The sequence below is a fragment of the Terrabacter sp. 01T434 genome (assembly GCF_056398545.1).
On sequence record NZ_JBFTPP010000007.1, the window covers coordinates 181721 to 208114 of the forward strand.

Sequence of the window (26394 nt, forward strand, 5' to 3'; positions counted from 1 at the left end):
GGTCACTTCCCCTTGCTCGTAGCGGATGCGGCTGCCGCGCCGGCGGCGTTGCCGCTGCCGGTCTGCGCGTCGCCACCCATGACGTCGGTGGACGCGCTCTGGGCGGCGCGGGCCGGGTTGGTCTCGGTGACCCCCGGGGCCCTGGTCGCGGAACCCTTGGCAGCCTTGATGGAGTCCTTCGCCGCCTTGACGACCGCGTCGGCCGTGATGCCGAACTCGCGGTACAGGGTGGCCTGGTCGGCGGAGGCGCCGAAGTGCTCGATGCTGACGATGCGCCCGGCGTCGCCGACCACGTCGTGCCAGCCCATCGAGATCCCCGCCTCGACGCTGACGCGGGCCCGGACTGCCGGCGGCAGAACCTTGTCCTGGTAGGAACGGCTCTGCTTCTCGAACCATTCCCGGCACGGCATCGACACGACGCGCGTCGCGATGCGGGACTTCTCGAGGCGCTCGGCGGCCTGGACCGCGAGCTGAACCTCGGAGCCGGTCGCGACGAGGACGACGTCGGGGTCACCGGCCCGCGACTCCTGGACGAGGACGTAGGCGCCCTTGGCGACCCCGCTCGTCTTGCCGTACTTCTTCCGGTCCCACGTCGGCACCGGCTGGCGCGTCAGGCACAGTGCTGCGGGGCCGTCGCCGTTGGTGAGGATCTGCGCCCACGCGGCCGCCGTCTCGTTTGCGTCCGCGGGACGGACCACGTCGAGTCCGGGGATCGCGCGGAGGGCGGCGAGGTGCTCGATCGGCTGGTGGGTCGGGCCGTCCTCGCCGAGGCCGATGGAGTCGTGCGTCCACACGTAGGTGACCGGAGCCTGCTGGATCGCGGCCAGTCGCACGGCCGGGCGCATGTAGTCGGAGAAGACGAGGAACGTGCCGCCGTAGGGACGGGTGAGGCCCTCGAGCGCGATCCCGTTGAGGATCATGCCCATCCCGTTCTCGCGGATGCCGAAGTGCAGGGTGCGGCCGAAGGGCCCGCCCTTCCACTCGCGGGTCTGCTTGCCCTGGGGGATGAAGGAGGGCTGGCCCTCCATCGTCGTGTTGTTGGACTCGGCGAGGTCGGCGGAGCCGCCCCACAGCTCCGGCATGACGTCGGCGAGGGCGGTGAGCACCTTGCCGGAGGCGGCGCGCGTCGCCACGCCCTTCGCGTCGGCCGGGAAGGTCGGCAGCGCCCTGGCGAGACCGGACGGGGCCTTGCCGGCGAGGATCCGGTCGAGCAGGTCGGCGCGGTCGGGGTTGGCCTTGCGCCAGGCCTTGTATGCCTTGTCCCACTCGCGGTGGGCGGCCTTGCCCCGCTTGACGACGTCGCGGGCGTGCTTGAGGACGGCGGGCTCGACGGCGAAGGTCTTCTTCGGGTCGAAGCCGAGCAGCTCCTTGGTGGCGCCGATCTCCTCGTCGCCGAGGGCCGATCCGTGGGACTTGCCGGTGTTCTGCTTCGTCGGGGCGGGCCACGCGATGATCGTGTGGAGCACGACGAGGGTCGGCTTGTCGGTCACCTTGTCGCCGGAGCGGATGGCGGCGAGGAGGGCGTCGACGTCCTCGACGTAGGTCGCGCCGTCGGCGTCCTGGCGCCAGTCGACCTCGACGACGTGCCAGCCGTAGGCCTCGAAGCGTGCGGCCACGTCCTCGCTGAACGCGATGTCGGTGTCGTCCTCGATCGAGATCTGGTTGGCGTCGTAGACGACGGTGAGGTTGCCGAGCTCCTGGTGGCCGGCGAGCGCGCAGGCCTCGTGGGAGACGCCCTCCTGCATGTCACCGTCGGAGGCGATGACGTAGACGTGGTGGTCGAAGGGGCTCGTGCCCGGCTTCGCGTCCGGGTCGAAGAGGCCGCGCTGACGGCGCTGGGCCATCGCCATGCCGACGGCGGACGCGAGGCCGGAGCCGAGCGGGCCGGTCGTGATCTCGACACCGGGGGTGTGGTGGACCTCGGGGTGGCCGGGGGTCAGCGAGCCCCACGTGCGCAGCGACTTGAGGTCGTCGATCGAGAGGCCGTAGCCGCTGAGGTAGAGCTGGATGTACTGCGTCAGGCTCGAGTGCCCGCAGGAGAGCACGAACCGGTCGCGTCCGAGCCACGTGGGGTCGGAGGGGTCGTGCGTCATGACGTTCTGGTAGAGCAGGTAGGCCAGCGGGGCCAAGGACATGGCCGTGCCGGGGTGGCCGTTGCCGACCTTCTGCACGGCGTCGGCAGCGAGCAGCCGGGTCGTGTCGACCGCGCGCACGTCGAGGTCGCTCCACCCGGCCTTCCTCGCCACGGGGAGTGGCAGACCCGGGTCGCGCTGTGCCAGCAGGCCCTTCGTCTTCGCCGTCCGCGTGGTGGTGGATCTGGTGGTCTTCTTCGCCTTCGGGGCGGTGCTGGACGCAGCAGTGGGCACGGAACGGTTCTCCTTCAACAAAGGGGTTGATCACGTACGGCCACGAGCCTAGTCCCCGCGCTGTGAGGGACGACACCTCGCCCGGTGGTCGGCACCGCGGCGTGCCGACCGTGGTCGGCGACGGTCTAGACTTGCGATCGCAATGCTCACGTACCCAAGGGGTCGGAGCGACGTACCAGCGGTGAGGATCTTCGTGACAACGGTGGACCCCCGCGCCGACCTCTCGGCGCTCCACGGTCCGGACGGCAGCGGGGTGAAGTTCCTCGTCGGACAGTACGTCTCGCTGATGAAGCCGCGGATCATCGAGCTGCTCCTCATCACGACGATCCCCGTGATGTTCCTCGCCGAGCAGGGCGTCCCGGACCTCTGGCTGGTCGTCGCGACGGTCGTCGGCGGCACGCTCTCGGCGGGCGCCGCCAACACCCTCAACTGCTACATCGACCGCGACATCGACGCCGTCATGCACCGCACGAGCCGACGACCTCTGGTGACCGGCACGGTGAGCCCGCGTGGCGCCCTCGTCTTCGGTGCCGCGCTGACCGTCGGTTCGACGCTGTGGCTGGGGCTGCTCGTCAACTGGCTCAGTGCCGGGCTCGCCCTCGGCGCGCTGCTCTTCTACGTCTTCGGCTACACCCTGCTGCTCAAACGCCGCACGGCGCAGAACATCGTGTGGGGCGGCGCGGCGGGGTGCATGCCGGTGCTCATCGGCTGGTCGGCCGTCACCGGGTCACTCAGCTGGTCGGCGTTCATCCTCTTCCTCGTCATCTTCTTCTGGACGCCGCCGCACTACTGGCCGCTCTCGATGCGCTACAAGGACGACTACGCGGCGGCCCACGTGCCGATGCTGCCGGTCGTCGAGCGCTTCGTCGTCGTCGCGCGGCAGGTCGTCGCCTACTCCTGGGCGATGGTGCTGACGTCGCTGGCGCTCGTGCCCGTCCAGCAGGTCGGGTGGGTCTACACCACCGCTGCGGTCGTCGCCGGTGCGCTCTTCCTCACCGAGGCGCACCGACTCCTCGCCAAGGCACGGGCGGGCGCGGCCGAGGACGTCCTCAAGCCGATGCGCCTGTTCCACTTCTCGATCACCTACCTCACCATCCTGTTCGTGGGGGTGGCGCTCGACCCCATCTGGCACCTGTCCCTCCCGTTCTTCTCCTGAGAAACCCCTGATCGAAAGAGCGATCCGTCCGGTCGGAATGCTCTTTCGATCGGGTTTTACGGGGAGGGGGCTTCGCGAGGGGCGCGGCGAGGGGGCGTATGCCGGGTGGCGCGGTCAGGACGTCAGCGCGCCGTTCTCGAGGTAGAGCGTCCCTCCGTCGTGCCGGTGCAGGGCCGTGAGGAGCCGCTCGTTGTAGGGCGCCACGTGTCCCGGCCAGTCGCTTGGTCCGGTCCAGTGGACGTCGCGGATCTCGCGCTGCTGCAGGTGCGCCCGCTCGATGACGGCGGGGTCGACGGTGCCGAGGTCGAAGACGAAGACCGTGGCGTCGGCCCACCCGTGCAGGGCCGGTAGCCAGTTGACCGCGAGCAGGGGGCCGGCGCTGACGACGAGGCCCAGCTCCTCCCGGACCTCGCGCACGACGCAGGCGGCCGGGGACTCGTGCCGATCGACGACGCCGCCGGGCAGGTCCCACTCGCGCTTGTAGACGAGCTCGCACAGGAGCACGTGACCCGAGCCCGATCGCAGGACGCCCTGGGCGATGGCCCGCTTGGTCGGCAGCGTCGAGTCGAGCATCGCCGTGAAGCCCTCCTGCGTGTCCGGGTGGGCGTCGTCCCGGCGCCGGCCGAGCACGACGGTGTCCTGGCGCACGCCGCCCAGCGTCGCGTTCCCGCGCAGGTGCCCCTCACGCCGCAGGCCCGCCCGGAGCGCGGTGCGCACCGACGCGCGGTTCTCCGGGTTGACGTGCGCCTCGACGCGTTCGAGGCCGAGCGCGTCGAAGGCCCACTCGACGAGCAGGCGCACGGCCCGCGCCCCCAGCCCCTGCCCGCGGAAGGGCGCGTAGACCGCCCAGGAGAGGACGCCCACGCCGGGATCCTGCACCCGGACGTCCACGGTGCCGGCGGCGCGTCCGCGCCACTCGACCAGGTAGGTGACCTTGGTCCGGGTCGCCCACTCGGCGCGGGTCCGTTCGATCCAGTCGCGATGCTCGGCCGCCGACGGCTCGATGACCGGGAAGTCGAACCAGCGGGCGATCTCGCGGTCGTGCAGGGTGCGCGTGACGGCACTGTCGTCGAGCGTCCACGGACGCAGCACGAGCTCGCCCTCGCGGAGCGTCGGCTGGTCGGTCACCACCCCAGCCTAGGGAGGTCCTGCGACCCGCCGGGTCAGACGGGGTGGCGTCTGGTCGAGAGCACACCGAAGGTCAGGGCGACCACTAGCAGGCTGGCGCCGAGCATGTGGACGAGGACGAGGATCTCCGGGAGCTTCGTGAAGTACTGCACGTAGCCGATGAAGCCCTGCCCGATCGTCACGAGCAGCACCATGGTCCAGGCCCGACGTGCCTCGTCGGTCGTGGCGCTGATGCGCACCGCGACCAGCGTGGCGATGACGAGTCCGCAGAAGAGCATGACGGCATCGGCGTGCATCCACGACACGAACCGTGGGTCGAAGCCGGTCCGTGCCGGCCGGTCGGCATCACCGGAGTGCGGTCCGGAGCCGGTCACGATGACGCCGAGGGTCAGCACCACCGCGCCGACCGCGCTCGTGCCGAGCGCCAAGGTCCGGGCGAGCGGATGGACGACGAGCTCGCCCGGACCCGACACGTCGTCGCGGGCTCCACGCACGAGCGCCGCCGACAGGGCGACGAGCACCATGGAGAGCAGGAAGTGCGGCATGACGCTCCACGGGTTGAGTCCCGTGAGGACGGAGATCCCGCCGAGCACGGCCTGCGCGGGGATGCCGGCGAGGACGCCGATCGCGACGAGGTGGAGGCGCCGACGCTGCGGCCACTGGGTCAGGACCACCCAGAGCGAGACGAGCGCAAGGACGCTCACGACACCGGTCAGCGTGCGGTTCCCGAACTCGACGAGGTCGTGGTAGGAGCTCGCCGGCGTGCGGACCGGCGTGAACGAGCCGGGCTGGCACTCCGGCCAGGTGCTGCACCCCAGCCCGCTGCCGGTCAGGCGCACGATGCCCCCGGTGACCACGATGCCGACCTCCCCGACGAGGTTGGCGAGCAGGAGCGGACGGACCCAGCGCAACGGGACGGCAGGAAGGTGACCCGCCGCCCGGGCGAGACGGCTCGTGCCGGTCGCACGGTCGACGGGGGTCACGGTAGGTGTGGAGGACACCCCGCAAGGGTATGCCGCCGCGCGCGGTGCTCCCGCATCACCCTGGACCGCTCGGGACCGGCCAGCGACGCCTCTGACCACCGTCAGGCGAGGTCGTGCCAGACCACTTGGGAGCCGGCGTGGCCGGCCACGACGACCGTCACGACCGCGGCGACGGCCGTGAGCACGACGAGCGTGCCAGCGAGCAGCTCGACCGCGTGCCCGCGGGGCGACTCCTCCTCCGGCGGCCGCACGAGCCAGAGCGCAGCGAGGGTGAGGACCATGAAGAGGAGACAGAACAGCCGGGCCCGGTCGCCCCACGCCACGTGCGTGCTCAGCAGGTCGAAGTCGGTCGTGCCAGAGCGCACGCGCGACACGCGGCGCTGCAGGGCCTCGCCGCTCTCGGCCGCGACGAAGGCCGAGACGCCGGACACGACGGCGCCGGCCGCGGTCGGCCAACGCAGCACGCGCCGCCAGTCGGGGCGGAGGACGTAGGCGACGGCGGACACTGCCGACAGGGGCACGAGCACGACGACGGCGTGGATCACGAGGGCATGCGTCGGAAGGCCGAAGATCTCGTCGAACACATCGCCTCCAGGCCGGTCGGGTCGTCGGGTGTCGCGCGGTCCGGCCAGTCTCGTGCGTTCAGTCGTCGAATCGGAAGAGACGCGCCGCGAGGACCGTGGCGACCAGTCCCCAGGCGAGGACGACACCGAGGGCGGGCAGGTTCAGCACTCCGTCCACGAGCGCCGACCGGAGGCCGTCGGCGAGCCCGGCCGAGGGCAGGTAGGCAGCGACGTGGGACACGCCTGGCGGCAGCTCCGTGCGTGGCACGATGACGCCGCCCAGCCCGAGGAGCAGCACCCACACGAGGTTGGCGATCGCCAGCACGGCCTCGGCCCGCAGGGTGCCGGCGAGCAGGAGGGCCAGGGCCACGAAGGCCCACGTGCCGACGACGACGAAGAGCACGGCATACGCGATCCCGGACGTCTCCGGCTGCCACCCGAGGACGAGCCCCAGGGCGGCGATGACGCCGATCTGCAGCACCTCGGCGGCGAGCGTGGCCAGCACCTTGGCGGCGACGAGGCCGCCGCGGCCGAGAGGCGTGACCCCGAGGTAGCGCAGCACCGCGTAGCGACGGTCGAAGCCGGTCGAGATGGCCTGCGCGGTGAAGGCGGTCGAGATGACGCACAGGGCGATGACCCCGGCCGTCGCGACGTCGATGCGCGTGCCGGGACCCAGGCTCGGCGAGGTGGTCAGGCTGAGCCCGACGAGCGCCATCGCGGGGAGGACCAGCGAGACGAGGAGCTGCTCACCGTTGCGGAGCAGGCTCCCGACCTCGAACCCGGCCTGGGTGACGATGCGGCGTCGCTGCGTCGCGGCCCGTGGGGTGACGGAGGTCCTGGGTGTGGTCGGGGTGCTCACGCGGCTCCCTTGCGGGTCAGGCTGAAGTAGACGTCCTCGAGGGAGCGGTTGCCGGTCACCGATCCCGGCGTGCCCTCCGCGACGGTGCGTCCGGCATTCATGATGACGAGGTGGTCGGCGAGCCGCTCGGCCTCCTCGAAGGAGTGGGTCGTCACGACGACGGTGGTGCCTGCGTCGCGCTGCTCGGCCACGAGGTCCCACACGTCGAGGCGGCCGTGCGGGTCCAGGCCCGCCGCGGGCTCGTCGAGGAAGAGGACCTCGGGGCGACCCAGGAGCGACGCAGCGAGGGCGAGGCGCTGCTTCTGGCCGCCCGACAGCCGGCGGACCGTCGTCGACGCGAAGTCCGTGACGCCGAGTCGACGGGCGACCGAGTCGACGTCGACGGGGTCGGCGTAGAGCCGGGAGAGGTGGTGGAGCAGGCGCAGCGGCTTGGTGCCGTTGGGCAGGCCACCGGCCTGCAGCATGACGCCGACACGGGCGCGGTGGTCGGCGCTCGCCTGCCACGGGTCGGTGCCCAGCACCCGCACCGTTCCGCTGTCGGGACGGCCGAGCCCGACCGCGCACTCGATGGCGGTCGTCTTGCCCGCCCCGTTGGGGCCGAGCACCGCCGTGATGCGTCCGACCGGGGCGCTCCACGTCAGTCCGTCGAGGGCGGCGACCTGACCGAAGGTGCGGCGGAGGTCGGACAGTGTCACCGCAGCGGTCATGGTTCATGAGTCTAGGCTCGGTCCCGACGACCCCGGTCATCGCACCTCGGTCGCCGCTGGCGTACCCCCTCCGCCGTGCGACCACCGCCCCCTTCTCGACCGACCGACCACTCGACCCTGACGGAGAGCCCCACCCGTGAAGATCGACCCAGCCGCCAGGCCCTTCATCGCCCTGGCCGCCGTGCCCACGGTGATCGCCGCACTGGCCCGCCGACCGCGTACGACCGCCGCCCTCGGACTGCTGACGGCAGGGGTGACCCTCTTCTTCCGCGACCCCGACCGCACCCCGGACCACACACCGGTCTCGGACCCGGACGTCGTGCTCGCGCCCGCCGACGGCATCGTCATGCACGTCGGGGAGCCCCAGGCCGGCATCGCACCTCCCGGTGAGTGGCAGCAGGTCAGCATCTTCCTGTCCCTGCTCGACGTGCACATGAACCGCTCGCCCTACGGCGGCCGGGTCGTGGACGTGACCCACACGCCCGGTCGGTTCCTCGCCGCGTACCGTGCCGAGAGCGCCACGAAGAACGAGCGCAGCGAGATCATCGTCGAGCGGGTCGTGCACGGACAGCGCCGCCGGATCATCTACCGCCAGCTCGTCGGGCAGCTCGCGCGCCGCATCGTGACGCGGATCGAGCCGGGCGACGAGATCGCCACCGGCACCCGGATGGGACTGATGAAGTTCGGTTCCCGGATGGACGTCTTCGTCCCGCCAGAGGTGCGGCTCGAGGTGTCCAAGGGCAAGCGCGCCATCGGGGGAGAGACGGTGCTGGGTCGCTTCCCGGCGGCGGACCCCTCGTGAACGGCGACTCGGCGTCCGACGAGCGACCTCGGCGGCGTGACCGCGTGGGCCGGCGGATGAGGCTCGTCTCGGCCACGGGCGCTCGCGTCATCCCCCTCGACCGGCTCAACCCGCGCGTCCGTGCCCGGGCCACGCTGCCGAGCCTCTTCACCCTCGGCAACATGCTCTGCGGGTTCTCCTCGGTGCTGCTGTCCTTCCAGGGACACTTCCGCACGGCAGCGGTCCTCGTCGGGATCTCGATCGTCCTCGACATCTGCGACGGTGCCGTCGCCCGTGCCGTCGGGGCGATCACCCCGTTCGGCCTGCAGTTCGACTCGCTCGCGGACCTCATCTCCTTCGGGATCGCGCCCGCCGTCCTCGTCTACACGTGGGCGCTGCCGGCCTATCCCGTCTGGGCCTGGGCCGGGGCGATGTTCTGGCTGGCCTGCGCCGCCTACCGCCTGGCCCGCTTCAACGTCACCATCGACCCGCTGGCCGACAAGCGCTACTTCGTCGGCCTCGCGAGCCCGGGTGCGGCCGGCGTCGTCATCTCCACCGTGCTCGCCATCGGCGACCCGCTCTACGACTGGGCGCCGCTCGTCCCGGTAGCGGCAGGCGTCGTGCCGGCGGCCCTCATGGCGTCCTCGTTCCGATTCCGGTCCTTCCGCGACCTGCTCTCGCCGCGGCACCTCCGGATCACGGTGCCACTCGGCGTCCTCATCGCCCTGGGGCTCGCGCTCTTCCCCGGGGCGACGGGCATGGCGCTGGCCTACGGCTACGTGCTCACGTGCCCGCTCGGGTGGGTCACGGCGCCGCTGCGCCGGCGCTGGTTCGGGGAGGACGCCGTGGCCCCGCCACGCACCCGGATGCCGTCGGTGATCATGCCCCCGGAGCTCGACGAGGACTCCGACGACGACGCGGATGACGACGCGGATGACGAGCTCGACGACCGGGGTGGCCGGTAAGGCCGTCCTAACTGGAAGTGTGCGGCCCATTTACGTCACAATGGTGTGGTGTTTATCGGTGAGCACGCACCGCGTGAGACGAAAGACGGCGAGGACGTCCAGCACGTCTCGCCGCTCGAGTCCCGCACGCGCTCACGAGTTCTCCACATGGTCTCCGCCGACGGCCCGATCACGGCTGCCGAGCTGGGCCGTCACCTCGACCTGACGCCTGCCGCGGTCCGCCGCCACCTCGACGCCCTCGTCGAGCAGGGCGCCGTCGTGCCGCACGAGCCCACCGGCGGGCGCCGCGGGCGCGGGCGCCCTGCGCGCGCCTACGTCGTGTCCGATGCCGGGCACAGCGCGCTCGAGGCCGACTACGACTCGCTCGCCGTCGAGGTGCTGCGCTACCTGGAGGCACACGCCGGCCCGACCGCCGTCAGCGACTTCGCCCGCGCCCGCGTCGGCGCCCTCGAGGAGCGGTATGCCGCCCGCCTCGACGCAGCGGGAGACGCACCTGCCGCTCGCACCGAGGCGCTCGTCGAGGCGCTGAGCGAGGACGGCTTCGCCGCGACGGCCCGACCGGTGGGCGCCGGTGGGCTCACTGGGGTCCAGCTGTGCCAGGGGCACTGTCCCGTGCAGCACGTCGCTGCCGAGTTCCCGGCCTTCTGCGAGGCCGAGACCGACGCGTTCTCGCGGCTGCTCGGGGTGCACGTCCAGCGTCTCGCGACCCTCGCCGGCGGTCACCACGTCTGCACCACCTTCGTCCCGACCGGTGGGATCGGCACTCGCCCCCGGAAGACCACGCAGCCCTCGGGTGTTGACCCAGAGGCTGCCCAGACCCGCACGAGCACCAGCACGAGCACCAGTACCGACACGCTCACGCACGTTCAGGAAGGTTCCTCATGACCACCCACATCGAAGAGCTCAACCCCGGCCTCAAGGGCATCGGCACCTACGAGTACGGCTGGGCCGACAGTGACGTGGCCGGGTCCACGGCGCGTCGTGGGCTCAACGAGGACGTCGTGCGCGACATCTCGGCCCGCAAGAACGAGCCCGAGTGGATGACGAAGCTGCGCCTCAAGAGCCTCAGCCTCTTCGGCAAGAAGCCGATGCCCGCCTGGGGCTCGGACCTCACCGGCATCGACTTCCAGAACATCAAGTACTTCGTGAAGTCCACCGAGAAGCAGGCGGCCACGTGGGACGACCTGCCCGAGGACATCAAGAACACCTACGACCGGCTGGGCATCCCCGAGGCCGAGAAGCAGCGCCTCGTCTCCGGCGTCGCCGCCCAGTACGAGTCCGAGGTCGTCTACCACCAGATCCGCGAGGACCTCGAGGCCCAGGGCGTCATCTTCCTCGACACCGACACGGCCCTGAAGGAGCACGAGGACCTCTTCCGCGAGCACTTCGCGACGGTGATCCCGGCCGGCGACAACAAGTTCGCCGCGCTGAACACGGCCGTGTGGTCGGGTGGCTCGTTCATCTACGTGCCCAAGGGAGTCCACGTCGACATCCCGCTCCAGGCGTACTTCCGCATCAACACCGAGAACATGGGCCAGTTCGAGCGGACGCTGATCATCGCCGACGAGGGCTCCTACGTGCACTACGTCGAGGGCTGCACCGCCCCGATCTACAAGTCGGACTCATTGCACTCGGCTGTCGTCGAGATCATCGTCAAGAAGAACGCCCGCGTGCGCTACACGACGATCCAGAACTGGTCCAACAACGTCTACAACCTCGTCACCAAGCGCGCGACGTGCGAGGCCGGGGCGACGATGGAGTGGGTCGACGGCAACATCGGGTCCAAGGTCACGATGAAGTACCCCGCCGTCTTCCTCATGGGCGAGCATGCCAAGGGCGAGACGCTCTCGATTGCCTTCGCCGGTGAGGGCCAGCACCAGGACACCGGCTCCAAGATGGTCCACGCGGCGCCCAACACCAAGAGCTCGATCATCAGCAAGTCCGTCGCCCGCGGCGGCGGCCGCGCGAGCTACCGCGGTCTCGTGCAGGTGCTCGAGGGTGCGTCGCACTCCGCGTCCACGGTGCGCTGCGACGCGCTGCTCGTCGACACGATCAGCCGTTCGGACACCTACCCCTACGTCGACATCCGTGAGGACGACGTCTCGATGGGTCACGAGGCCACCGTCTCGAAGGTGTCCGAGGACCAGCTCTTCTACCTCATGTCCCGCGGCATGGCCGAGGACGAGGCCATGGCGATGATCGTGCGCGGCTTCATCGAGCCGATCGCCCGTGAGCTGCCCATGGAGTACGCCCTCGAGCTCAACCGCCTCATCGAGCTCCAGATGGAAGGAGCCGTCGGCTGATGGGCCTTCTGGCTGACACGACCACCGACACCCCCGACATCACCGAGACCCAGCAGAGCGAGACCACGGTGCCCGACGCCGCCCCCACCATGACCGCAGCCCGCCCCGGCGCGTCGGCCCACACCGACTCCGCCGCGGCCTTCGTGCCCGACCAGTCGCGTGCCGAGCGCACGGCGTCGTTCGACGTCTCCGCGTTCCCGCTGCCGACAGGTCGGGAGGAGGACTGGCGCTTCACGCCGGTCAAGAAGCTCGCCGGCCTGCTGGCCGAGGGCGCGTCGGGCCGGCTCGACTGGACCACGAAGCTCCCCACCGGTGTGACGACCTCGACGATCACGTCCGAGCAGGCGCAGGAGCTCGGCATCCTGCCTCCCCAGGACCGCGCGGCCGTCGTCGCCGGAGCGGCCGCCGACGGCGCGCTGCTGCTCGACATCCCGGCCGAGGCCGAGCTCGACGAGCCCGTGCGGCTCTCGCTCGCCGGCCAGGGCGGCGAGCCCGTCCACGGCCACCTCGTCGTGCGCGCGGGACGCTTCTCCAAGGCGACGGTCGTCGTCGAGCACACCGGCTCGGCGCGCTACTCCCAGCTCGTCTCGGTCGTCACCGGCGACGGCTCCGACCTCACCGTCGTGTCGGTGCAGCGCTGGGCCGACGACGCCCAGCACCTGGCGCAGCACGACGCCCTCGTCGGTCGGGACGCCCACTACAAGCACCTCTCGGTGAGCCTCGGCGGCGAGGTCGTCCGCGTCAACGCCAACGTGCGTTACGCCGGCCCCGGCGGTGACGCCACCCTGCTCGGCGTCTACTTCGCCGACGCCGGCCAGCACCTCGAGCACCGCTCGTACATCGACCACAACGCGCCGCACTGCAAGAGCCGGGCCACCTACAAGGGCGCGCTCCAGGGCGAGACGGCCCACACCGTGTGGGTCGGCGACGTGCTGATCCGCGCGGAGGCCGAGGGCACCGACACCTACGAGCTCAACCGCAACCTCGTCCTCACCGACGGTGCCCGCGCCGACTCGGTGCCGAACCTCGAGATCGAGACCGGCGAGATCGAGGGCGCCGGGCACGCCTCTGCCACGGGCCGTTTCGACGACCTGCAGCTGTTCTACCTCCAGTCGCGCGGCATCAGCGAGGACGAGGCCAAGCGCCTCGTCGTGCGCGGCTTCTTCGCCGACATCATCCGTGAGATCCCGCTCGCCGACCTGCGCGACGAGATCACCGCGGCCATCGAGGAGGAGCTCGCGTCCACGGCATACGCCGCTCCCACCCAGCAGACCCCCAGCATCCCCAGCACGAACAAGGAGAACTGACCCATGAGCACGCTCGAGATCAAGGGACTGACGGTCTCGGTCGAGACCGAGGACGGCCCCAAGGAGATCCTGCGCGGGGTCGACCTCACGGTGAAGTCGGGGGAGACCCACGCGATCATGGGGCCCAACGGCTCCGGCAAGTCGACGCTGGCCTACAGCATCGCCGGCCACCCGAAGTACACCGTCACCGGCGGCACCGTGACGCTCGACGGCGAGGACGTCCTCGCCATGAGCGTCGACCAGCGCGCCCGCGCCGGTCTCTTCCTCGCGATGCAGTATCCCGTCGAGGTGCCGGGTGTCACCGTGAGCAACTTCCTGCGCACGGCCAAGACGGCCATCGACGGCGAGGCGCCCAAGCTGCGCACGTGGGTCAAGGACGTCAAGGCGGCCATGGGCAACCTGCGGATGGACCCCGTGTTCGCCGAGCGCAACGTCAACGAGGGCTTCTCCGGCGGCGAGAAGAAGCGCCACGAGATCCTCCAGATGGAGCTGCTCAAGCCCAAGGTGGCCATCCTCGACGAGACCGACTCGGGGCTCGACGTCGATGCGCTCAAGATCGTCTCGGAGGGCGTCAACCGCGCCAAGGAGTCCACGGACCTCGGCGTCCTGCTCATCACCCACTACACGCGGATCCTGCGCTACATCAAGCCTGACTTCGTGCACGTCTTCATCGACGGCAAGGTCGTCGAGCAGGGTGGACCCGAGCTGGCCGACCGTCTCGAGGACGAGGGCTACGACCGCTACCTCGTCGCGACTCCGGCCGTGGCCGCCGAGGCCTGAGCGCCATGACCGACGTCCTGCCCTTGACGGACGGGGAGCTCGCCGCGATCCGCGGCGACTTCCCCATCCTGGCGCGCACGGTGCGCGGCGGCAGGCCGCTCGTCTACCTCGACTCGGGGGCGACGTCGCACAAGCCGACGGCCGTCCTCGACGCCGAGCGTGCCTTCTACGAGCAGCACAACGCCGCGGTCCACCGCGGCGCGCACCAGCTCGCGGAGGAGGCGACCGACGACTTCGAGGCCGCCCGCGCGACCATCGCGTCGTTCATCGGGGCGCCCGCCGACGAGGTCGTCTTCACGAAGAACGCCACCGAGGCGCTCAACCTCGTCGCGTACGCCTTCTCCAACGCCGCCCCGACCGACGAGCCCAAGGACGAGCGGTTCGTGCTCGCACCCGGTGACGAGATCCTCGTGACCGAGATGGAGCACCACGCCAACCTCGTGCCGTGGCAGGAGCTCGCCCGACGCACGGGCGCGACCCTGCGTTGGGTGCCGGTCGGTCCCGACGGCGCACTAGACCTGAGCGGCCTCGACGAGCTGCTCACCGAGCGCACCAAGGTCTTCGCCTTCACGCACGTCTCCAACGTGCTCGGCACGGTCAACTCGGTCACCGAGCTCGCGGCGCGGGCGCACGCCGTCGGGGCGCTCGTCGTCGTCGACGCGTGCCAGTCGGTGCCGCACCTCGCGGTCGACGTCGCGACGCTCGGCGCCGACTTCATCGCCTTCAGCGGCCACAAGATGTACGGCCCGATGGGGGTCGGTGTGCTGTGGGGCCGTGGTGAGCTGCTCGAGGTCATGCCGCCGTTCCTCACGGGCGGCTCGATGATCGAGCTCGTCACGATGGAGCGCTCGACCTACGCGCCCGCCCCCCAGAAGTTCGAGGCCGGCGTGCCCAACGCCGCGCAGGCCGTGGGCCTGGCCGCCGCGGTGCGCTGGATCGAGGCGATCGGCATCGACCGCATCCACGCGCACGAGGCGTCCCTCGTCGAGCAGCTCCAGCGGGGCCTGGCCGAGCGCGCCTGGGTCCACGTCGTCGGACCTGACGTCGGCACCCCCCGGGGTGGCGCCGTCGCGTTCGTCGTCGACGGTGTGCACGCCCACGACGTCGGGCAGGTGCTCGACGACGCGGGGGTCGCCGTCCGGGTGGGGCACCACTGCGCGTGGCCGCTGCACCGCGCCCTCGGCGCCGCGGCGACGACCCGCGCGTCCTTCGCCGTCCACAACACGCCCGCCGACGTCCAGGCGCTGCTCGCGGCTCTCGAGCGGGTGCCGGTCATCTTCGGCACCGACACCGAGAGGAAGGCGAGCTGATGGACCTCTACCAGGAGCTCATCCTCGAGCACTCGAAGCGACCGCACCATGCCGGCCTGCGCGAGCCGTTCGACGCCGAGGTGCACCACATCAACCCGACGTGCGGCGACGAGGTCACCCTCCGCGTCGACGTCACCGGCACCGGTCCCGGCGCCGTCGTCACCGACATCTCGTATGCCGCCCAGGGCTGCTCGATCTCCGTCGCCAGCACCTCCGTGCTCGCCGAGGAGGTCATCGGCCACCCGGTCGACGAGGCCCTCGAGACGTTCGAGGCCATGCGGACGATGCTGACCTCCAAGGGCAAGGTCGCCGGCGACGAGGACGTCATCGGTGACGGGGTCGCCTTTGCCGGCGTCTCGAAGTACCCCGCCCGCGTCAAGTGCGCCCTGCTCGGGTGGACCGCCTTCACCGACGCGCTCGCCCGAGCCGGCGTAGACATCTCTTCCACGAGTTCGCCCTCCCCACAAGGAGTTTCGTCATGACAGCAACCACCACCCCGCCCAACGTGGCCGACGTCGAGGAGGCCATGCGCGACGTCGTCGACCCCGAGCTCGGCATCAACGTCGTCGACCTCGGCCTCGTCTACGGCATCACCGTCGACGCGCAGTCGCACGCCGTCCTCGACATGACGCTGACGTCGGCCGCCTGCCCGCTCACCGACGTCATCGAGGACCAGACGGCGCAGGCCCTCGAAGGCCTCGTCACGACACATCGCATCAACTGGGTGTGGATGCCGCCGTGGGGCCCCGACAAGATCACCGAGGACGGCCGCGAGCAGCTGCGCGCCCTCGGCTTCAACCTCTGAGCCGACGCCACCCGCGCCCGTGACGACGCGCCTCATCGAGGTCGACCCCGAGCGGTTCGACCGGTGGATGGCGGGCTTCGCCGAGCGACACGGCCCCTACGACGCCGCCGAGGAGACCACTCCCGGCGGCGTCGTCGTGTCCGCGCGCGCCGCCGACGGATCCACTGTCGTCGCAACGCCGTTCGCGCACGAACCGCTCGGCGTCATCCTCATCCGGCGGGGAGGGTATGCCGTGGGGCTCGCCCTCACGGGTGCGTTCACGGCCTCCAAGGTCGGCACCCGGCACGTGCAGTCGCGGACAGCGGCTGGAGGGTGGTCGCAGCAGCGGTTCGCGCGTCGCCGGGGCAAGCAGGCCGACGAGCTCGTCGACGCCGTCGTCGGGCATGCCCGACGGGTGCTGCTCGGGGACGACGAGAGCCCGCGGGCCGGTGCGGACGGCATACCTCATGGACTCGTCGTCGGGGGAGACCGCACGCTCGTGCGGGAGGTCCTCGAGGCGAGCGCCCTGCGCGCGCTCGCCGGGCTGCCGATGCGTGAGCTCTACGACCTGCCCGACCCGAAGCGCGACGTGCTCGAGACCGCGCTCCGGCGAGGCCGCGCGGTCCGCATCGAGCTCACCGACCCCTGACGATCGACCCTCGGACAATCGAAAGAGCGATCCGTCCCCCAACAATCGAGAGAGCGATCCGTCCGGACGGATCGCTCTTTCGATCAGGAGCGGACGGATCGCTCTTTCGATCGGGTGGTGGACGTCAGCTGACGGTGCCGACGCCGAAGGTGTTGCACTGGTTGATGTCGCCGGTCTGGTAACCCTGCGTGAACCACTTCTGGCGGGCGGCCGACGAGCCGTGCGTCCAGGTCTCGGGGGTGACGCGCCCCTGGACCTTCTGCTGGATGCGGTCGTCACCGACGGCGGACGCGGCCGAGAGCGCGGACTGGATGTCGGCGTCGGTGATGGGCTTGAGCAGCGGGGTGCCGCTCGCGTCGGTCGTCTCGGTCGCGTGCTTGACCCACGTACCGGCCAGGCAGTCGGCCATCAGCTCCATGCGGACCGACCCCGAGTTGGGGCCTTGCGGGTCCTGCTGGGCGCGGTTCAGGATGCCGAGGAGGTCCTGGACGTGGTGGCCGTACTCGTGGGCGATGACGTACTCCTTCGCGAGCTGGCCGCCGTTGGCGCCGAACTTGCTCTGGAGCTCCTGGAAGAAGCTCGCGTCCACGTAGACCTTCGCGTCCAGGGGGCAGTAGAAGGGACCCACCTGCGCGTTGGCGGTGCCGCACTTGGACTGCGTCTGGCCCTGGTAGATCACGGTCTTCGCCGGCTCGTAGTTCAGCTGGTACTTCGGCAGCGTCTTGGTCCAGTAGTCCTGGACGCTGTTGACGGTCGCGACGATGAGGCACACGTCGTTCCGGTTCGCGTCGGCGCCCGTCTTGCACTGGGAGAACTGCCCCTGGTCGACCTGTCCGGCGGCCGCGACCTGGTCGCTCTGGAGCTGCTGGGAGGGGAGGCCGCCGGCGGTGCTGCCCGAGTCGCCCCCACCGAGGATCTTGCCGCCACCGAAGATGAGCATGAGCACGAGGAGGATGAGGCCGCCGATGCCGCCTCCGACCTGGATGCCGCCGGGGAACCCTCCGCCTCCGCCGCCCCCACCACTGCCGCCGCTCTGCACCTGTGAGGTGTCCAGCTGGGCGTTGTCGTTGAAGCTCATGTGCCGCTCCTCGGGCTCAGGACCGGGGGCCTCCCCGGTCCGGTCGTGATCACCCTAGTGCGCGGTGACCGGTGTGCGTCGGCGGCTTCGGCGCCGCCCTGGCGGGGTCGTACCCGCTCCGGCGGGTTCAGCCCTGGGAGGGCGGCTGCGGCCGGCCCCGGCCGTCGTCGGGGGCGCCGGCCGCCTTGACGAGACGTGCGGCGAGGTCCTCGGTGGCCTGCACGAGCGCGGGTGACCCGACCACCTCGAACGTCAGCGGCGTGACGGCGAGCTGGCGGGCGTACCAGTCGGGGTCGTCGGTCGTCGCCCGCAGCCGGATGCCTCCGTCGACCCGCTCGAGGTGCCCCAGGCTGCGCGGCAGCCACCGGGACGCCTCGTCGAGGTCGGCCCGGAGGAGCACGTCGACCTCGTGCCGCCACCCCTGCGAGAGGTGCTCTTCGAGGGTGCGGAGCGCGTCGAGGTCCGCGGGCGGGGTGAACCGCTGTGACGTGGGAAAGGCCGAGAGCACGCGGTCGACCCGGAGGGCGCGCTGGGCACCGCTCGTGTGCGACCAACCGAGGAGGTACCAGCGACCGTGGCGCAGGAGGACCGCCCACGGATCCACCTCCATCGGTCGTTCGCGTCCGTCCTCGAGCCGGTAGTCGATCAGCACCCGCCGCGCCGACGTGCAGGCCTCGACGAGCTTGGCCGTCAGGAGCGGGTCGACGCGCAGGCTCGGGTTGGGCGGCGGCCCGGTGATCCGACGGACGGCCCGAACCGGCTCGGCGACCTGCTGGGGGAGCGCCCGCAGGATCTTGGACAGGGCGGCCCCCACGAGCTCGGTCGGGTCGGCCGCTCCCCGGTGCCCCTCGAGCACGGCCATGACGAGACCGAGTGCCTCGGCGGCGGTGAACATCAGGGGCGGCAGACGCAACCCACGGCCGACGCGGTAGCCACCGTGCGGTCCCGTGACCGACTCGATGGGCACCTCCGCCTCGCGGAGGATGGCGACATAGCGTCGAGCAGCCCGCTCGGTCACGCCCAGGTGGTCACCCAGCCGCTGGGCGGTGATGCCGGGGCTGTCCTGGATGGCCTCGAGCGCGAGGAGGGCCCGCGCCGTCGGACTCGTGTCGTGCCGCATGCCACCACCTCCCGGGCGCCCGCCGATCGTCAGTCCGACGGTAGCGCCCGGGACCGACGCCGTGCACCGAGTCGTCGCGCTCCTATGCTCGTCGCATGGCCGTCCTGGGGACCAAGGTGCACGTGCCGACGCTGCGCCGTGACCTCGTCGATAGGCGCCGGCTGACGGCGCTGCTGACGGAACGGCTCGCCGAGGGGGCCCTGCCCCGCCTGGTGCTGGTGTCGGCACCCGCAGGCTTCGGCAAGACGACCGCGCTGGCCCAGGGAGTTGCACCCGTCGCGGCCGGCCAGGGCCACGTCGCGTGGCTGTCGCTCGACAAGGACGACAACGACCCGCGACGCTTCCTCGAGCACCTCGTGGCCGCGCTCCGGACCGGGGGTGAGTTCCCCGAGGCGGCTGCGTTGGTGGCTGCACAAGGAGCACCCGAGTCGGTGCTGACCAGTGTGGTCAACGAGCTCGACCTCCGGCCCGGCCGGACGGTGCTGGCGCTCGACGACTTCCACGTGGTCGTGGCACCCGAGGTGCACGCGATGGTGACGTTCCTGCTGGACCACCTGCCGCCACAGGCCGGTCTGGCGATCGCGACGCGGTCCGACCCGCCTCTGCCGCTGCCCCGGCTACGGGCGCGCGGCGAGCTCGTCGAGCTGCGTGCCGCCGACCTGCGGTTCACTCCCGACGAGGCCGGCGCCTTCCTCACCGACGTGATGGGCCTGGACCTGGGCGACGCGCAGATGGCCGCTCTCGAGACCCGCACGGAGGGGTGGGTCACCGGGCTCCAGCTTGCTGGTCTCTCGCTGCGCGGGATGGACGACACCGCTTCCTTCGTCGCCGACTTCGCCGGCAGTCACCGGTTCGTGCTCGACTACCTCGTCGACGAGGTGCTGCGTTCGCAACCCGAGTCCTCGCGTCGGTTCCTGCTCGACACCTCGGTCCTGCAGCAGCTGACCGGCGAGCTGTGCGACCGCCTCACGGGCGGAGCCGACGGCGCCGCACTCCTCGAGGCGCTGGACCGCGCCAACGTGTTCATCGTCCCGCTCGACGACCACCGCGACTGGTACCGCTACCACCACCTCTTCGCCGAAGCCCTTCGGGCGCGGCTCGCGGCAGAGCGACCGGAACGGATTCCGCTGCTCCACCGGGCCGCCAGCGAGTGGTATGCCGCGAACGGCCTTCCCGAGGAAGCTGTCGGGCACGCCCTGTCGAGCGGCGACCCGGAGCATGCGGCCGACCTCCTCGAGGCTGTGCTGCCGGACCTGCGGCGTCGACGCCGCGACGTCATGCTGCGCGGATGGCTGACCGCGCTGCCCGTCGAGGTGGTGTTCGAACGTCCGTTGCTGGGCACCTACCTCGCCTGGACTCGCTTGGTCGAGGGCGACGTACAGGGCGTGGAAACCGTTCTGGCGCAGGCTGAACGGGCTCTCGCGCAACGCCCGCCGACCGCCCCTGTCGACGCCTCGACCGCGACGTCCGAGGAGCTGCGCACGCTGCCCGCGACGATGGCCATCTTCCGGGCGTCGGCCGCGCAGGCCCGAGGTGACACCGACGCCATGGCTCAGCATGCCCGCGAAGCCCTGGCGCTCACCGGGCCGGACGACCACATGGCCCGGGCGGGCGCACTCGGCTTCCTGGGGCTCGCTGCCTGGGGGAAGGGTGACGCCAAGGAGGCGGTCGACACGTTCTCCGGAGCGGTCCGCAGCATGGCCGAGGCCGGAGACGTCGCCGACCAGCTCGGCAGCACGGTGGCCCTGGCCGGCATGTGGGTGGCGAGGGGGAGACCCGACGAGGCCAGGCGGCTCCAGGAGGACGCCCTGGCGACGTCCCAGCGGCATCCCGGTGCCGCACTGGCCACCCTCGGCGACCTGCACGTCGGTCTGGCCGACGTGCTCGTCGAACAGGATGAGCTCGAGGCCGCGGCTGAGCACCTGGACGCCGCCCGGGCGCTCGGTGAGTCCGCGTCCCTGCTGGAGAACCGCTATCGCTGGTACGTCGCCATGGCGCGTCTGCGGCGCGCCGAGGGCGAGCTCGAGTCGGCGGCTGAGCTGCTCGCGCAGGCCGAGCAGTTGCACCTGCCGGGCTTCTTCCCCGAGGTGCGCCCCATTCCGGCCCAGCTGGCGCGCCTACGGATCGCGCAGGGTCGACTGGCGGACACGTGGCGCTGGGCCGACGGCGAGCAGGTGCTGCGGGTCGACGACGTGTCCTACCTCGCTGAGTTCGCCCAGCTCACCTTCGTGCGTCTGCTCCTTGCCCAACACCGCGCGGACGGCGACCAGAGCCACCTGGACGACGCGCTACGCCGGCTCGACCTCCTGGCTCCGGGCGCGCGCCGTGATGGTCGGGACGGCAGTCTCCTGGAGATCCGGATGCTCAGGGCGCTCGTGCACCATGCCGACGGTGACGAGGCGGCGGCCGTCGCCGAGCTCGGTGCCGCTCTCGAGGCGGCCGCCCCGGTCGGCTACGTCCGCCTCTTCCTCGACGAGGGCGCCCCCCTGTCGGAGCTGCTCACGATCACGGAGCGGTCGCCCGCAGCCTCGGCTCTCGTCGACCGGCTCACGCACGCGGCGTACGGGAGCCCGGTGGTGTCGTCCCGGGTGCCGCGGGTCGACGGGCTCAGCGAACGAGAGCTCGACGTGCTGCGGCTGCTGGCGACGGCCAGGACCGGACCGCAGATCGCGAGCGAGCTGTTCGTGTCCGTCAACACGCTACGCACCCACACCAAGCACATCTTCACCAAGCTGGGCGTCAACACCCGGCGGGCCGCGGTGGTCCGCGCCGCCGAGCTCGGCCTGCTCTGACCGGTCGCCGCAGGGATCACCACCCCAATCACATCGCTTGGTGATTCGGTGACACCGTCGCCGTTCCTATGTTCGAGCTGTCCCCGGAACCCCCGGGACCGCCTCCGGCAAAGGAACCCCATCATGACCATCACGACCTCCCGTCTCGGCCAGGCGGCCGGCATCGCAACCGCCGTCGCCGGCACGATCTTCGTCCTCGTGCAGATCAACCACCCCGCCATGGAGGTCGCCTCCGTGACGACGACCGACTGGTTCGTGCGCAGCACCGCCAAGACCGTCATGACCGCCCTCGCGCTGGCCGGTATCACCGGCTTGTACCTGCGTCAGCGCGCCACGGTCGGGGTCTCCGGCCTGGTCGGCTACCTGCTGCTCAGTGCCGGCTACTTTCTGATGTTCGGAACCGAGTTCGCGGCTGCGTTCGTGCTGCCGACCGCAGCGACGTCGGCGCCGGGCTACGTCAACGACGTCGTCGTCGCCGCGTTCGGTGGGCACGCGACGGGGGACATCGGTGCTTTGACGACGGTCTTCGCGGTCACCGGGGCGGCTTACGTCGCAGGCGGACTCGTGTTCGGCATCGCGACGTTCCGCGCAGGCATCCTCTCGAGGTGGGCAGCCGCCCTGCTCGCCGTCGGGAACCTCTCCACCGTTGCCCTCGCCGTCCTTCCGGCCTCGTTCAACCGCCCACTCGCCGTCCCCACCGGCATCGCCCTGATCGGTCTCGGTGTCTCGCTGTGGCGTGACCAGCGCCGCGAGGCGTCCGGCACGCTCGCCCCCGCGGCCACTGCCGCCGGCCGGCCGCAGGCCGCGGTCCGATGACGACCCGGCAGCGGGGGTGGCGCGTGCCGGCAGCCCTCATCGCGTTGAGCCTGATCCCCGTCCTGGCTGGCACCGCGCGCCTGGTCGAGCTGAACGGCGGCCCGTCGCTCATCCCGAGCGACCCCAGGTTCACCGCCTCCCCGCTGCCCGTCGTGGTGCACATCGTCTCCGCGACCACGTATGCACTCCTCGGCGCCCTGCAGTTCGCTCCCGGACTGCGGAGTCGCCGCCCGGGATGGCATCGAGCATCGGGCCGAGTTCTCGTGGTGGCCGGCCTCGGGGTGGCGGTGTCGGCCCTGTGGTTGACGCTGTTCGTCCCGCCCCAGCCGGGCTCCGGGCCGCTGCTGTTCGTGCTGCGGCTCGTCTTCGGCCCCGCGATGGCCACGGCCCTGCTCCTCGGAGTCGTCGCGATCCGACGGCATGACGTCATGACCCACCGGGCCTGGATGACCCGCGCCTACGCCATCGCGCTTGCTGCCGGGACCCAGGCCTTCACCGAGGGCGCGGGTGCTGCCCTGTTCGGGCACAGCCCCCTTGCGCTGGACGCCTCCAGGGCGGCGGCCTGGGTCGTCAACCTGGCCGTCGCCGAGTGGGCGATCCGCCGCCACAGTGCCGCTCGGGGTCGCCGCGGAGGGCGGGTCCTGGCCGGGGTCGGCCGACCATGACCACCTGCTACGAGTTCCGGGTCGCCGGGCACCTCGACGAGCACTGGACGCGCGTCCTCGACGGCCTCGCCCTTCGACACGACCCTGACGGGACGACGACCCTCACGGGGCCGGTGCGCGACCAGGCCGAGCTCCATGGACGGCTGGCCCGGCTCCGCGACCTCGGCGCCTCACTGCTGTCGGTGCAGGCCCTGCCCGACGAGCCCGGCGTCTCGAGGCACCCGCTGTCTCGGCTCGACTGGCCCCGGACCACCGAGCGTCTCGAGCTGCGGCCCGCGCTGCGAGGGGATGCCGACGCGACGTGGCGTTTCCGTCGCCTGGAGTCGGTCAGCCGGTGGCTGACGGAGGCGCCGGACGGGCTCGAGTCCTACCGCACGACCTTCGAGGACGAGGACAGGATGGCCACCACCCTCGTCGTCCAGCTGGACGGACGCATCATCGGCGACCTCATGCTCCGCGTCGAGGACGCCTGGTCACAGAAGGAGGTCGCCGAACAGGCTCGCGAGGTGCAGGCGCAGCTGGGGTGGGTGCTGGACCCGCACTTCACGGGGCACGGCTACGCGACCGAGGCCGTGCGCGACCTGATGCGAATCTGCTTCGCGGAGCTACGAGTTCGGCGAGTCGTGGCCACCTGCTTCGCCGACGACATCCCGTCCTGGCGGGTCATGGAACGCGTGGGCATGCGTCGGGAGCTCCATGCCGTCGGAGACGCCCTGCACCGGTCGGCCGGCTGGAGCGACACCTTCTCGTATGCCGTCCTGGCCAGCGAGTGGAGCGTCTGACCTGATCGTCAGAGGCCGTCCATGAGGACGGCCGCCACGGCGGCAGGTCGCGCGAGGAAGGGCGAATGGCCCCCCGGCAGCTCGATGGGTTCGACACCCAGCCGGTCGCGGGCAACCCGTCGCGACCACGCGGGATCGACGACCTGGTCCTCGGCACAGACGACCGACAAGGTCTCCACCTGTGGCCATGTGTCGAACTCGGCGACGTCACGCCACATCGAGCGCTGGAACCTCAACCGTGCGATGGACGCGTCTGCGACGTCGGGTGGACAGTCGTGGTACAGCACGCGTCGAGCACCGGCGTCCGTGAAGCGGAACCGGCCCTCCGTGTCGAACTCGAGGTCTGAATCCTCCAGTGGCACATCGCGATCCGCGTCCTCCGTGGCCAGCGACTCGAGACTCGTCCCGGGAGCGCCCACCACTCCGGCGAGCATGACCATGCGTCGTGTCGGCACCCGGTGAGCCACCAGCGGCGCGAGGAGTGCGCCCAAGGAGTGACCCACGACCACCACCTCGCCGACGCCGTCCGGCAACGCGGCGACGGCGGCGTCAGCGGACTCGGTCAAGCCGGCGTCAAGGCTTTCGCAAGGGAGGTCGGGCGCGGTCGTCCGGTGCCCGGCGGCGTCCAGGATCGTGGACACCGGATCCCAGCACCAACCGCCGTGACAGGCCCCATGGAGCAGCAGGAAGTGCGCCATGGGCCCGACGATACCTCCGGGCTCGACCTCCACGTGGGCGGAATGAGCCACGCGCCGGGCCGGCGTCAGCGCCAGAAGTCGGTCAGCACCTCCACGAGAGCAGCGCCCTGGAGGTAGCCCCCTCGGGCGGCTTGCGGACGGGTTGACGGATCCAACGCATTGGCGTCGAAGACGTCACCCGCGCCGCTGTCCGGGAACACCGTCTCCACGCGGCTGCCGCCTGCGCGCAGCTCGTCGACCTGGGTTGCAAGGTCCATGCCCCACTCGAGCGGCATGCGCGTCCTGCCACCGAAGGGAGACAGCACGAGCACCCGTCCGCAGCCCGCCGCAAGGTCGGCGTTCTCGCTGCGGCGGTAGCCGCCGTTGATGTACCGGCGCTCACCGATGCGGTAGGGCGTCATCGCCGAGGTGCTCGCCGCCACGGCATCCACGAGGTCCACTCCGCTGTGGCGGTCGAAGACGACGGGCTCGCCGGTCTGCGCATCGACGGCTGTGATGAGCACGCGCTGGTGCGGCCACTGCTGGCTGGGCAGCCGCGCGGCGACGATGTCGCGCCAGCGAGTCCGGCTCGACGTTTCCGAGGCATCCAGCTCGAGCGCCGCAGCCCCCATCCTGCGGCGCATGTCCGACGGATCCGTCGCCGAGCTGATGACGCGGTTCGACCACTCCAGGTAGCTCGGGCCCGAGACGCTCGGGGCGCGTCCCGTGCCCGCTCCGGCCCCGCCGGTCCGGGGCTGGTGCACCTCGGCGAGGGTGGCGGCATACACGTCGGCCGGCCTGGTGCCGCTGGTGATCTGGGCAGCCACCGTCGAACCTGCGGAGGTCCCGATGATGAGGTCGGCACCGGTCACATCGATGCCGGCGTCGGCCAGTCCGGCAATGAGACCGAGCTCCCAGGCATTGCCCGCCGCTCCGCCGCCGGCGAGAACCAGCGCTCGCTCGGTGGAGTGGCCCGACTGTCCGGTGGGGTCGACCTGCTGGTGTCTGCTGTCCATGGGAGTCGCCTTTCGCCAGTGGCGTGTCGACGGATCCGGTGACGGTCGACGCTGGTCGGCGCATGATGGGCCCATGCCCGACGAGCCGTCAACCGGTCCCCAGCCGGAGACACCGCACGGCGCCGGTTCCGGTCAGCCGGGCCCTGCTCCGGCGCCGGAGACCTACGTCTGGGCACTGGTCGCCCTCTGCGTCGTCATCCTCCCGCAGGTTCTGGTGCCGGCGAAGCTGCGTGAGGGACCCCCGCTCGTCGTGCCCGCCATCGAAGCGGCCGTGGTCCTGATACTCCTCGCCGTGGCTGCGAAGCCGGGACCCGTCCCACGGGCGGCTCGCCCCTTGGTGCTGTCGCTGGTCGCCGTTCTCATCCTGGCGAACACCGCCGCCGCGGTCAGGCTCGTGGCACTCGTCCTGCGAAGCACCCCCGAAGGCGAGTCGCCACCCACCGTGACCCAGCTCCTCGTCACGGCGGTCACCCTGCTCGCCGCCAACATCGTCACGTTCGGGCTGCTCTACTGGCAGATCGACGGCGGCGGCCCCGACGTGCGCCGGGCGGGTGCCGGGCGCTATCCCGACTTCCAGTTCCCCCAGACCGGCACCCCGGGACTGGCGCCACCCGACTGGCAGCCACGATTCCCGGACCACCTCTACCTGGCGTTCACCAACGTCGTCGCGTTCAGCCCCACCGACACCCTCCCACTGACCCACCGCGTCAAAGGGTTGATGGCGATCCAGTCGATGATCTCCCTCGGGGTCCTCGTCGTGGTGCTGTCCCGGGTGATCAACATCCTTCCCCCGTGAACCGGGTCCGG

26 protein-coding genes are annotated in these 26394 nt (G+C 71.2%); 16 read left to right on the forward strand and 10 right to left on the reverse strand.

What is annotated here, in order from left to right; translation table 11 throughout:
• Window positions 1-2 precede the first annotated feature (2 nt).
• Window positions 3-2366: a transketolase gene (gene tkt / locus AC1DIW_RS16045; protein WP_478109396.1), complete on the reverse strand. Its 2364-nt coding sequence runs from the start codon at window positions 2364-2366 to the stop codon at window positions 3-5.
• Window positions 2367-2547: 181 nt separating this feature from the next.
• Between tkt and AC1DIW_RS16050 the strand changes: the two genes are divergently transcribed.
• Window positions 2548-3522, forward strand: a complete 975-nt coding sequence (locus AC1DIW_RS16050; RefSeq protein ID WP_478109398.1) for a heme o synthase — start codon at window positions 2548-2550, stop codon at window positions 3520-3522.
• A gap of 114 nt (window positions 3523-3636) precedes the next feature.
• Here the strand turns inward: AC1DIW_RS16050 and AC1DIW_RS16055 are convergent, their stop codons facing one another.
• The 5 genes from AC1DIW_RS16055 to AC1DIW_RS16075 all read right to left on the reverse strand — a co-directional run bounded on the left by AC1DIW_RS16055 (window position 3637) and on the right by AC1DIW_RS16075 (window position 7762).
• Complete coding sequence (locus AC1DIW_RS16055) at window positions 3637-4650, reverse strand: NUDIX hydrolase (protein ID WP_442278089.1); 1014 nt, start codon at window positions 4648-4650, stop codon at window positions 3637-3639.
• A gap of 35 nt (window positions 4651-4685) precedes the next feature.
• Complete coding sequence (locus AC1DIW_RS16060) at window positions 4686-5651, reverse strand: COX15/CtaA family protein (RefSeq protein WP_442278090.1); 966 nt, start codon at window positions 5649-5651, stop codon at window positions 4686-4688.
• Between the two features lie 83 nt (window positions 5652-5734).
• Entirely contained in the window at window positions 5735-6217 is a 483-nt protein-coding gene (locus AC1DIW_RS16065; RefSeq protein ID WP_478109400.1) for a DUF2231 domain-containing protein, read from the reverse strand.
• Window positions 6218-6275: 58 nt separating this feature from the next.
• The gene (locus tag AC1DIW_RS16070; protein ID WP_442278092.1) at window positions 6276-7055 is read right to left on the reverse strand and encodes an ABC transporter permease; all 780 of its coding nucleotides are present in this window, start codon (window positions 7053-7055) and stop codon (window positions 6276-6278) included.
• The gene (locus tag AC1DIW_RS16075; RefSeq protein WP_478109403.1) at window positions 7052-7762 is read right to left on the reverse strand and encodes an ABC transporter ATP-binding protein; all 711 of its coding nucleotides are present in this window, start codon (window positions 7760-7762) and stop codon (window positions 7052-7054) included. The genes AC1DIW_RS16070 and AC1DIW_RS16075 overlap by 4 nt, the downstream gene beginning before the upstream one ends.
• 136 nt (window positions 7763-7898) lie before the next feature.
• Here AC1DIW_RS16075 and AC1DIW_RS16080 point away from each other — a divergent pair, with 136 nt between their 5' ends.
• The 10 genes from AC1DIW_RS16080 to AC1DIW_RS16125 are packed head-to-tail and all read left to right on the forward strand — an operon-like array spanning window position 7899 to window position 16641.
• The gene (locus AC1DIW_RS16080; RefSeq protein ID WP_478109405.1) at window positions 7899-8564 is read left to right on the forward strand and encodes a phosphatidylserine decarboxylase; all 666 of its coding nucleotides are present in this window, start codon (window positions 7899-7901) and stop codon (window positions 8562-8564) included.
• A gap of 56 nt (window positions 8565-8620) precedes the next feature.
• Window positions 8621-9508 (forward strand): CDP-alcohol phosphatidyltransferase family protein, encoded by an 888-nt coding sequence (locus AC1DIW_RS16085; RefSeq protein ID WP_478109407.1) that lies wholly within the window; start codon window positions 8621-8623, stop codon window positions 9506-9508.
• A gap of 45 nt (window positions 9509-9553) precedes the next feature.
• Window positions 9554-10393 carry a helix-turn-helix transcriptional regulator gene (locus tag AC1DIW_RS16090; RefSeq protein WP_478109409.1) on the forward strand — a complete coding sequence of 280 codons (840 nt, stop codon included), beginning with the start codon at window positions 9554-9556 and terminating at the stop codon, window positions 10391-10393.
• Window positions 10390-11811, forward strand: coding sequence for a Fe-S cluster assembly protein SufB (gene sufB / locus AC1DIW_RS16095; protein ID WP_442278097.1), 1422 nt, complete (start codon window positions 10390-10392; stop codon window positions 11809-11811). Before AC1DIW_RS16090 ends, sufB begins: the two co-directional genes overlap by 4 nt.
• Window positions 11812-11819: 8 nt before the next feature.
• A complete protein-coding gene (sufD, locus tag AC1DIW_RS16100) occupies window positions 11820-13118 on the forward strand; it encodes a Fe-S cluster assembly protein SufD (RefSeq protein WP_478109504.1) in 1299 nt (432 codons plus the stop codon).
• Window positions 13119-13121: 3 nt separating this feature from the next.
• A complete protein-coding gene (gene sufC, locus AC1DIW_RS16105; protein WP_442278098.1) occupies window positions 13122-13898 on the forward strand; it encodes a Fe-S cluster assembly ATPase SufC in 777 nt (258 codons plus the stop codon).
• Window positions 13899-13903: 5 nt separating this feature from the next.
• Entirely contained in the window at window positions 13904-15208 is a 1305-nt protein-coding gene (locus AC1DIW_RS16110; RefSeq protein ID WP_478109411.1) for a SufS family cysteine desulfurase, read from the forward strand.
• On the forward strand, window positions 15208-15690 hold the full coding sequence (sufU, locus tag AC1DIW_RS16115; RefSeq protein WP_478109413.1) for a Fe-S cluster assembly sulfur transfer protein SufU: 483 nt from the start codon (window positions 15208-15210) through the stop codon (window positions 15688-15690). The genes AC1DIW_RS16110 and sufU overlap by 1 nt, the downstream gene beginning before the upstream one ends.
• A complete protein-coding gene (locus AC1DIW_RS16120; protein ID WP_442278101.1) occupies window positions 15687-16013 on the forward strand; it encodes a metal-sulfur cluster assembly factor in 327 nt (108 codons plus the stop codon). The genes sufU and AC1DIW_RS16120 overlap by 4 nt, the downstream gene beginning before the upstream one ends.
• Window positions 16014-16032: 19 nt before the next feature.
• Complete coding sequence (locus AC1DIW_RS16125; RefSeq protein ID WP_478109414.1) at window positions 16033-16641, forward strand: acVLRF1 family peptidyl-tRNA hydrolase; 609 nt, start codon at window positions 16033-16035, stop codon at window positions 16639-16641.
• 124 nt (window positions 16642-16765) lie between these two features.
• On the opposite strand, the gene ypfJ is transcribed toward AC1DIW_RS16125, so the two are convergent.
• Both ypfJ and AC1DIW_RS16135 read right to left on the reverse strand, forming a co-directional pair.
• Complete coding sequence (gene ypfJ / locus AC1DIW_RS16130; RefSeq protein ID WP_442278103.1) at window positions 16766-17719, reverse strand: KPN_02809 family neutral zinc metallopeptidase; 954 nt, start codon at window positions 17717-17719, stop codon at window positions 16766-16768.
• Window positions 17720-17846: 127 nt separating this feature from the next.
• Window positions 17847-18839: a helix-turn-helix transcriptional regulator gene (locus AC1DIW_RS16135; protein ID WP_442278104.1), complete on the reverse strand. Its 993-nt coding sequence runs from the start codon at window positions 18837-18839 to the stop codon at window positions 17847-17849.
• A 95-nt stretch (window positions 18840-18934) separates the two neighbouring features.
• Here AC1DIW_RS16135 and AC1DIW_RS16140 point away from each other — a divergent pair, with 95 nt between their 5' ends.
• The 4 genes from AC1DIW_RS16140 (at window position 18935) to AC1DIW_RS16155 (ending at window position 23894) form a co-directional block, all read left to right on the forward strand.
• On the forward strand, window positions 18935-21631 hold the full coding sequence (locus tag AC1DIW_RS16140) for a winged helix-turn-helix domain-containing protein (protein WP_442278105.1): 2697 nt from the start codon (window positions 18935-18937) through the stop codon (window positions 21629-21631).
• 123 nt (window positions 21632-21754) lie between these two features.
• Entirely contained in the window at window positions 21755-22447 is a 693-nt protein-coding gene (locus tag AC1DIW_RS16145) for a hypothetical protein (RefSeq protein ID WP_442278106.1), read from the forward strand.
• Entirely contained in the window at window positions 22444-23112 is a 669-nt protein-coding gene (locus tag AC1DIW_RS16150) for a DUF2306 domain-containing protein (RefSeq protein WP_478109415.1), read from the forward strand. The genes AC1DIW_RS16145 and AC1DIW_RS16150 overlap by 4 nt, the downstream gene beginning before the upstream one ends.
• The gene (locus tag AC1DIW_RS16155) at window positions 23109-23894 is read left to right on the forward strand and encodes a GNAT family N-acetyltransferase (RefSeq protein ID WP_442278108.1); all 786 of its coding nucleotides are present in this window, start codon (window positions 23109-23111) and stop codon (window positions 23892-23894) included. Before AC1DIW_RS16150 ends, AC1DIW_RS16155 begins: the two co-directional genes overlap by 4 nt.
• A gap of 8 nt (window positions 23895-23902) precedes the next feature.
• Here AC1DIW_RS16155 and AC1DIW_RS16160 read toward each other — a convergent pair whose 3' ends face one another.
• Together AC1DIW_RS16160 and AC1DIW_RS16165 are read right to left on the reverse strand one after the other, a co-directional pair.
• Window positions 23903-24592, reverse strand: coding sequence for an alpha/beta fold hydrolase (locus AC1DIW_RS16160; RefSeq protein ID WP_442278109.1), 690 nt, complete (start codon window positions 24590-24592; stop codon window positions 23903-23905).
• A 65-nt stretch (window positions 24593-24657) separates the two neighbouring features.
• Complete coding sequence (locus tag AC1DIW_RS16165; protein WP_442278110.1) at window positions 24658-25587, reverse strand: patatin-like phospholipase family protein; 930 nt, start codon at window positions 25585-25587, stop codon at window positions 24658-24660.
• A gap of 73 nt (window positions 25588-25660) precedes the next feature.
• Here AC1DIW_RS16165 and AC1DIW_RS16170 point away from each other — a divergent pair, with 73 nt between their 5' ends.
• Window positions 25661-26383: a hypothetical protein gene (locus tag AC1DIW_RS16170; protein WP_442278111.1), complete on the forward strand. Its 723-nt coding sequence runs from the start codon at window positions 25661-25663 to the stop codon at window positions 26381-26383.
• Window positions 26384-26394: the final 11 nt, after the last annotated feature.

What these genes read in the sequence shown, in the direction of transcription:
- AC1DIW_RS16075 (WP_478109403.1), bottom strand. Translation starts at nt 7,762, where the DNA reads ATGACCGCTGCGGTGACACTGTCCGACCTCCGCCGCACCTTCGGTCAG.
- AC1DIW_RS16085 (WP_478109407.1), top strand. Translation starts at nt 8,621, where the DNA reads ATGAGGCTCGTCTCGGCCACGGGCGCTCGCGTCATCCCCCTCGACCGG.
- sufB (WP_442278097.1), top strand. Translation starts at nt 10,390, where the DNA reads ATGACCACCCACATCGAAGAGCTCAACCCCGGCCTCAAGGGCATCGGC.
- sufC (WP_442278098.1), top strand. Translation starts at nt 13,122, where the DNA reads ATGAGCACGCTCGAGATCAAGGGACTGACGGTCTCGGTCGAGACCGAG.
- AC1DIW_RS16110 (WP_478109411.1), top strand. Translation starts at nt 13,904, where the DNA reads ATGACCGACGTCCTGCCCTTGACGGACGGGGAGCTCGCCGCGATCCGC.
- sufU (WP_478109413.1), top strand. Translation starts at nt 15,208, where the DNA reads ATGGACCTCTACCAGGAGCTCATCCTCGAGCACTCGAAGCGACCGCAC.
- AC1DIW_RS16120 (WP_442278101.1), top strand. Translation starts at nt 15,687, where the DNA reads ATGACAGCAACCACCACCCCGCCCAACGTGGCCGACGTCGAGGAGGCC.
- ypfJ (WP_442278103.1), bottom strand. Translation starts at nt 17,719, where the DNA reads ATGAGCTTCAACGACAACGCCCAGCTGGACACCTCACAGGTGCAGAGC.
- AC1DIW_RS16135 (WP_442278104.1), bottom strand. Translation starts at nt 18,839, where the DNA reads ATGCGGCACGACACGAGTCCGACGGCGCGGGCCCTCCTCGCGCTCGAG.
- AC1DIW_RS16140 (WP_442278105.1), top strand. Translation starts at nt 18,935, where the DNA reads ATGGCCGTCCTGGGGACCAAGGTGCACGTGCCGACGCTGCGCCGTGAC.
- AC1DIW_RS16145 (WP_442278106.1), top strand. Translation starts at nt 21,755, where the DNA reads ATGACCATCACGACCTCCCGTCTCGGCCAGGCGGCCGGCATCGCAACC.
- AC1DIW_RS16150 (WP_478109415.1), top strand. Translation starts at nt 22,444, where the DNA reads ATGACGACCCGGCAGCGGGGGTGGCGCGTGCCGGCAGCCCTCATCGCG.
- AC1DIW_RS16155 (WP_442278108.1), top strand. Translation starts at nt 23,109, where the DNA reads ATGACCACCTGCTACGAGTTCCGGGTCGCCGGGCACCTCGACGAGCAC.
- AC1DIW_RS16160 (WP_442278109.1), bottom strand. Translation starts at nt 24,592, where the DNA reads ATGGCGCACTTCCTGCTGCTCCATGGGGCCTGTCACGGCGGTTGGTGC.
- AC1DIW_RS16165 (WP_442278110.1), bottom strand. Translation starts at nt 25,587, where the DNA reads ATGGACAGCAGACACCAGCAGGTCGACCCCACCGGACAGTCGGGCCAC.
- AC1DIW_RS16170 (WP_442278111.1), top strand. Translation starts at nt 25,661, where the DNA reads ATGCCCGACGAGCCGTCAACCGGTCCCCAGCCGGAGACACCGCACGGC.